The following is a 253-nucleotide window of genomic DNA, read 5'->3' as shown; positions in this document are numbered from 1 at the left end:
CTTATTCTTCTACAGGCTCTATGCGTGAAACCGTGGTTTCCGGTGAAAATGTCCTCGCCTATAATCTGATCGGCTCCTATGCGCTGGATTGGGTCAAGAGTGCGCCAAATCTGGGTGTTGCTTTTGGTAAAGATTACACGCCGGCTTTCTCACGAGTGGCAGGTGTGCTGAAAGATGCACCGCATCCAAATGCCGGAAAGCTTTTAATTGATTTCCTGCTTTCTCAGGAAGGTCAGTCAGCTCTTGCATCCAA

The 253-nt window shown here is 48.6% G+C and carries 1 protein-coding gene; it reads left to right on the top strand.

Annotated features, from left to right (window positions below; translation table 11 throughout):
• On the top strand, window positions 1-253 hold a 253-nt coding region (locus HBA93_RS22255), incomplete at both ends, for an ABC transporter substrate-binding protein (protein ID WP_502910181.1).

The organism is Ochrobactrum sp. SFR4, from assembly GCF_019730395.1.
Classification (GTDB): domain Bacteria; phylum Pseudomonadota; class Alphaproteobacteria; order Rhizobiales; family Rhizobiaceae; genus Pseudochrobactrum.
This window is presented reverse-complemented; position numbering and strand designations above follow the sequence as displayed.